Here is a 6,085-nt window from a genome sequence, read left to right as displayed (position 1 = left end):
GGCGCTCTCCGTGAAGTGACTTACGAGGGTGAGGCGACCGCTGCTGCCGCTTGCGCCTGGGATGCAGAAGCCGCGCGCCGCCGCCGCCCGCTCAGCAGGTAAATGGCAGCGCGCAGCTCAAGCAGCGGGTCGGCGGAGGGCTCAATGCCTTCCACCCGGGGAATGGGGTCGAAGATGATGCGCTTCTGCTCCGGGTCCGTCTCCGGCAGGATCGCCGTCAGCTCCACAGTGCCGAACTCGACCACTTCGCGGCTCTCCGGCCAATGGATCGTCGCATCGTCCACTGTGTCGCCGGATTGCGCGAGTTGCACCAGGATCCGGAAGCGGATGGGCTGCTGCGTTACGCGGGCCGCCAGCTCTTCGTAGTGGTAGTTGGGCGCGAGCGCCGCCACCTGCTCGGAATTGAGGTAGTCAGTCCCTGCCTCGGGCACCATCCGGTAACGGCCGTACACCGTCTTATCCTCGCCGTTTGTGAAGGCAAAGGCGGTGACCGCAAAATAGTTCTCCCGCGCCAGGCTGGATGGAAAAGGCTTGGGCGCTTGTACAAATGCGAGAGCCGCGGGATGCGAGCCCAGAAACTGCTCGACCGGCTTTGGCGAGGGAACGTCCGGCCCGCTGGCGGCAATGGCACGCAGCAGCCCGAGGAACTCCTGCCCGTCGCGGGTAGGGAATCCGTCCGTGGAGTGGCTCACGATATCGGTATGCACGTGGTCGGCGAGATGAAAGCGAATCGCCATGCCGCGGGGATTGGCATCAGGTACGTTGTCCGGTATCTCCGGCAGACCGGTGGAGTTGGAGAATCGCACCGTGACTGGACTGGATTCGCGAACAATATGCGGAGCCTTGGTGAGAGCCCGGCCTCCGGATGACGGCGTGAAGGTCCCTGTGAGGAGAAGTCCTTTGGCGTGCGCCGGCCGGAATCCCGGATGAAGGCCGAAGATCTCGTCGAACTGGCGCAGAAGATCGTCTGCGAGCGCCACGATGCGTTCGTCATTGGGCAGGGGCATGAAGGATTCCTCCTCGGTGGGACGATGGAGAGACTTTCAGCAGCGCGATTGCGAAGGGTGGGGAGTGAGAGCGCTGCCCTGAGGTGCTGGGTCAATTGTATGCCACCATCTGGTGCGCTCGGTCGGGGAGCCTCTCGTGGCTGATAGCATTCGGCTATGAATTTTCCCTCGAACAGGCTATCTCATGTTCTGATTTCCGGCCCTCTCACGGCGGGGCTCTTGCTTTGTGCGGCGGGTGCGGCAGCGCAGACAGTCGATCGCGCCCACGTGGAGGAAGTGCTGCGCGGATTGAACCGCGGCCACGCAGTCGGTCAGGTCGCAGTCTCGCCAGACGGCAACCAGCTCGCGTGGATCGCCGGCGGCCGCGGTGAAGGCGAAATCCTCGTCGCGCCCATCAGCGATATGAGCAAGACGCAGCGGGTAACAGCCGCCCCGGGGACAGATCAGAAGTGCACAGAGAACAATCTGGCGTGGGAGCCGGATTCGAAGGCTCTGGCCTTCTTCTCCGATTGCGCCGGCGCGAATGGGCAGCTCGATCTGTATCTGTCGCGTGTGGATGGCACTCCGGCCAAGCGGCTGACGGAATTGAAGGGCTATGTGCACGAGGCGGCGTTTTCGCCCGATGGGACGAAAGTCGGCTTCCTTTATGTCGAAGGCGCGACACGGCCGGCGGGGGCTCTGGCGGCCATGAAGCCTCCGGCCGGTGTCATTGGCGAGGACGGCGTCGAGGTGCAGCGCGTCGCGTTCGCCGACGTCGCTGCCGGCGAACCGGCGAAGGCAACGATGGCGTCGCCCGAAAACCTGCACGTCTATGAATTCGACTGGAAGCCGGATTCCAAAGGGTTCGCCTATGTCGCGGCTGCTCCCCCGGGCGAAAACAACTGGTGGGTGGCAAAACTCTATACGCAGGACCAGGGCGGCGAACCCAAAGCCGTCCTGGCGCCGGCTCAAGTTTCCGGGCCGCTGCATGGATTGCAGATCGCGGTGCCCCGCTGGTCGCCCGATGAAAAGACCATTGCCTTCATCGGTGGCCTGATGAGCGATCAGGGCTCTACCGGCGGAGATGTGTGGATCGTTCCCTCGCAGGGCGGCGAACCCAGAAATCTCACCCAGGGAAGGCCGACCTCCCCCGCATGGGTGGATTGGAGCGGCAACGACTACCTGTTTGTGAGCGAGCTGGCCGGCGGGAATAACCAGCTCATCCGGCTGCATCTGCAGGGAGACCGCACCGCCGACGGCTCCGTCACCTTCGGTTCGCCCATCTTCAGCATCCCGGGGAGCGTAGGAGACGGACGGTGGTCGCACAGCCTGTCCAGCACGGCAGACCACGCCATGTTCGTGTTCCAGGCCAGCACCTTCGAAAAAGCTCCGGAGATCTACGGCGCCAAGCCGGGGACCGTGATGTCATCGGGGCTCGAAGGCGTAATGCAGCTCTCCCATCTCAATGAGGGCGTCGAGCCGGCATGGGGCAAGGCCGTTTCGGTGAGCTGGAAGAGCGACAATTTCCGGGTGCAGGGCTGGCTGTTGCAGCCCAAAGACTACGATGCAAGCAAGAAATATCCCCTGATCGTGGAGGTGCACGGCGGCCCGGCTGCTGCGGTTCAGGCCGGCTGGGGCGGCCGCGGCGGCTTGAGCGCCACCGCATTTTCAGCGCTGGGCTATTTTGTGCTGCAGCCCAATCCGCGGGGCAGCTTCGGGCAGGGCGAGGCATTTACGCAGGCCAATCGCAAGGATTTCGGCTACGGCGATCTGCGCGACATCCTCAAGGGCGTGGACGCCGTGCAGTCGCAGTACTCCATCGATCCCGACCGCGTGGGGCTCACGGGCTGGAGCTATGGCGGGTTCATGAGCATGTTTGCCGTCACCCAGACCGGCCGCTTCAAGGCAGCCGTGGCAGGAGCCGGCATCGCCAACTGGCAGAGCTACTATGGCGAGAACTCCATCGACCAGTGGATGATTCCGTACTTCGGCGCCACCGTGTATGACGATCCCGCCGCCTATGCGCGGGAGTCCGCCATCAACTACATCAAAAACGTGAAAACACCCACCCTGGTGGTCGTGGGAGATCGCGACGGCGAGTGCCCGGCGCCGCAGTCTTACGAGTTCTGGCATGCGCTCCGCGATGAGCGGATTCCCACCCAACTGGTGATCTACCCCAATGAGGGGCATGGATTCGTCAACCCCGAACACCGGCGGGATGTAATGGAGCGCGCCGTGGAGTGGTTCGCGAAGTACATGCCGGAAAAACCGGGATCAGGAACCGCGCCCCAGGGATCAGGCAGGTAAGCTGCGCTGGCGCCGAGGTAAGCTGCTCGCCTACATGGGACTCGCAGAGTCTATTGGAAGAGCGTCCAGGGCCTCCGTCCTCGCGGGTGGAGGCCCAGGCGCGGCTCGGTTGTGGGCTGATACACTTTTCTTTGGAGAAAACAAGTCTCGTTGGCCGGCAGATTCTCTGCGAATTGGGCCGGATGCTTGAGCGGGTTTCCGCCGCAGGCCGTGTGAACGTGTCCGTGCCGGAGGCCTTTCCAGAACTTTTTCTACGTTAGCAAGGGAATACCGTTCTGCCGCAGTCGAAGGTGGAGCGGGGAGGATTCATGCGGCGGTTTCTGACGCTTGTCTGTCTGTTGTTCCTGGCGATTCCTGCCGGGATTACCATCACCGGCTGCTATCGCAATCCGGCCGGCAATTATTGCAATGGCTCGGGCTATGGTCCCAAGAACACGGATCTTTATACGATCACGCTGGAACCCAAGAACACAGGTGTCTCCCTGGCGTTCGGGCAGACGCGCCAGATGAATGCACCCACCGCTGCAACATGTACAGGGTCAACTGTCACTCCACCCGGGTACAGCTTCGGCACGACCAACAACCGGCTGGTGGATATCTCGCCCACTGGGAATATGTGCGCCGGCACCTGGAACCGCAATTCCGGGGGCGGCATCGCGGACTATACCATCTGCAATTATCCCAGTCCCGTGCCCAATTCCGGCGGGTTGCCCTACTCAACCGCTTACGTGACAGCATCCGCGGAATCTGTCACCTCGAACCCGGTCGAAGTCTATGTGCACACGCCCGTAACTTCGATAAGCCTCGTGGGGCCGTCCCAATGTCTGTCGCAGACCGAGCAGGCGCAGCTCGATGCGCAGGCCTGCTACGTGTACAACGGACAGCAGGTGCTGATGTGCGCCCCCTCCACGGTCACTGCCGGCCAATATGCGTGTCCCCTTCGGCCCGGCGTGTCCTCCGTGCCGAGCTGCAGCAATTCGATCGGGACTCTGAGCTATTCGGTGGGCAGCGCAGGAATCGCCACCATCAACGCCGAGACCAACCAGATCACCGCGCAGTTGCCGGGCACCACCGCCATCACTGCTTCCATCGCGGGATCAGGCTCCTCGGCAGGCTACTTCTCCACCTGCCCGCCGGCTTCCATTTCGATCACCCTGAACGGGAAGACCACCGGTACCGTGACCCAGGGCGTGACCCAGAACCTGGTCACCAGCGTGGTGGACACCAAGGGACACGCGCTCACCGGGCTTACCCTGGACTATCAGTCCACCAACCCGCTGAATGTCTCCGCCACCAGCGCCGGCGCCATCAACGCCAACTTCCCCGGATCGGCAGCGCTCTACGCAGTCTGCCAGCCGGGTACGTGCAATCCTGCGCCGATCAACAAAATCGGCGTGCAGGGCACAGGCCTTTCCCTCTCCAGCAATCCCGTGGAGGTCACGGTACCCGGTACGGCCAGCTCTCTTGCGTGGTACGGCGCGCCGGGCAAGTCGCAGTATTTCGTTCCGGTCCAGCTCCTGACGGGCACCGTCGGATCGACGGTACGGCTGCCGTATGTTCCCAATTCCATGATCATGGATCGTACGGGCACCAGCATCTACTTCGGCTCGTCGCGGGAACTCATGATCTATTCCACCGCCAGCAACACCAAGGCCGCGGAACTTCCTAACCTGCCTGGACTGGTCCTGGCCGTGAGCCCCACCAACTCCCAGCTCCTGATCAACGATCAGAAGCGGAAGGCGTTCTACCTGGCGTCGAGCACTGGCTCCATCCTGGGCACGTTCGGCGGTCTGGGCACGGCGGCCCAGTGGACGCCCGACGGCAAAACACTCTACGTGACCGATAGCGCGGACGCAAACAAGCTCCCCGCCAACATAGCAGCGGGGATCACAGGCCACACCGATACGCTCTATGTCTACAACGCAAACACCGGCTGGACGACCTATCCTTTGACCACCTCGGGTGGCACATCGGGTCCGCAGAATCTGGCCATCACCGTCCCCGGAGTGGGCGCATTCCTCAGCGGCAGCCCGACCGTAGCGCATACGTGGTGCCCCACCGACACACCCACCAGGACTTACTACCCCCAGGGCGCTTCCGTGAGCACCGATACGCAAGTGCTGACCGCGACCGCGGATGGAATGCATATTCTGGGTGCCGCGGCCGAAAGCAGCCCCGGCGCAGGGCCGATCTCGTTCTCGGATATCGGCGTCACGATTCCATCCACGGAGTGCCCCGGAGCGACCACCGGCACACTTGCGCCGCTCACCATTCCATCCACGCTGAATCCGCTGCAGACCGTGAATGTGAGCGCGACTGCCGTGAACGGGATAGTGACCTCTCCCGCGGCGGTCAAGCAGGGCGTGAGCGTTGCCGGGAACAGCCTCAGCTTCATCCTGTACAACGGCAGTTCAACCGATGCGAAGCTCCCCTACTACACGCAGTCGACCGGCGATAACAGCGGCCCGGGAACGCTGGGGTATCTCACCCTGACAGGGGCATCGGCCATTACGGCCCCGGTGGCCGGCGCCTTCAGCGCCGACAGCACCCTGTTCTTCGTGTCGACCTCGGGAGATAATCAGATCCACTACATCGACACCAGCACCCTGAAGGACACACAACAGATCAGTCCGAATCTGCCGGCCTGCACGCCGGGCGCGGATCCTGGCTGCACCATCACCGGCACCGCCCCCAGTGTGGTGCCCGCCACCGCCATCTTCGTGAAGCCGCGTTCAACCACCTGAAGAACGGGTTCAGACAAGGAGTCAAACGGCCGGCGAAAAGCCGGCCGT

General features: G+C 63.1%; 3 protein-coding genes. 2 read left to right on the top strand and 1 reads right to left on the bottom strand.

The window, feature by feature from the left end; genetic code table 11:
* Positions 1-20 precede the first annotated feature (20 nt).
* Positions 21-1,007 (bottom strand): catalase family peroxidase, encoded by a 987-nt coding sequence (locus VGL22_RS13205; RefSeq protein ID WP_465267398.1) that lies wholly within the window; start codon positions 1,005-1,007, stop codon positions 21-23.
* A gap of 156 nt (positions 1,008-1,163) precedes the next feature.
* Between VGL22_RS13205 and VGL22_RS13200 the strand changes: the two genes are divergently transcribed.
* Together VGL22_RS13200 and VGL22_RS13195 are read left to right on the top strand one after the other, a co-directional pair.
* A complete protein-coding gene (locus tag VGL22_RS13200; RefSeq protein ID WP_465267397.1) occupies positions 1,164-3,293 on the top strand; it encodes a S9 family peptidase in 2,130 nt (709 codons plus the stop codon).
* Between the two features lie 308 nt (positions 3,294-3,601).
* Positions 3,602-6,037 (top strand): hypothetical protein, encoded by a 2,436-nt coding sequence (locus VGL22_RS13195; RefSeq protein ID WP_465267396.1) that lies wholly within the window; start codon positions 3,602-3,604, stop codon positions 6,035-6,037.
* Positions 6,038-6,085: the final 48 nt, after the last annotated feature.

The sequence above is a fragment of the Occallatibacter sp. genome, assembly GCF_036502485.1.
Taxonomy (GTDB): Bacteria; Acidobacteriota; Terriglobia; order Terriglobales; family Acidobacteriaceae; genus Telmatobacter.
Note: the sequence above shows the minus strand (reverse complement) of the source record. Positions and strands in the feature narration are given on the sequence as shown.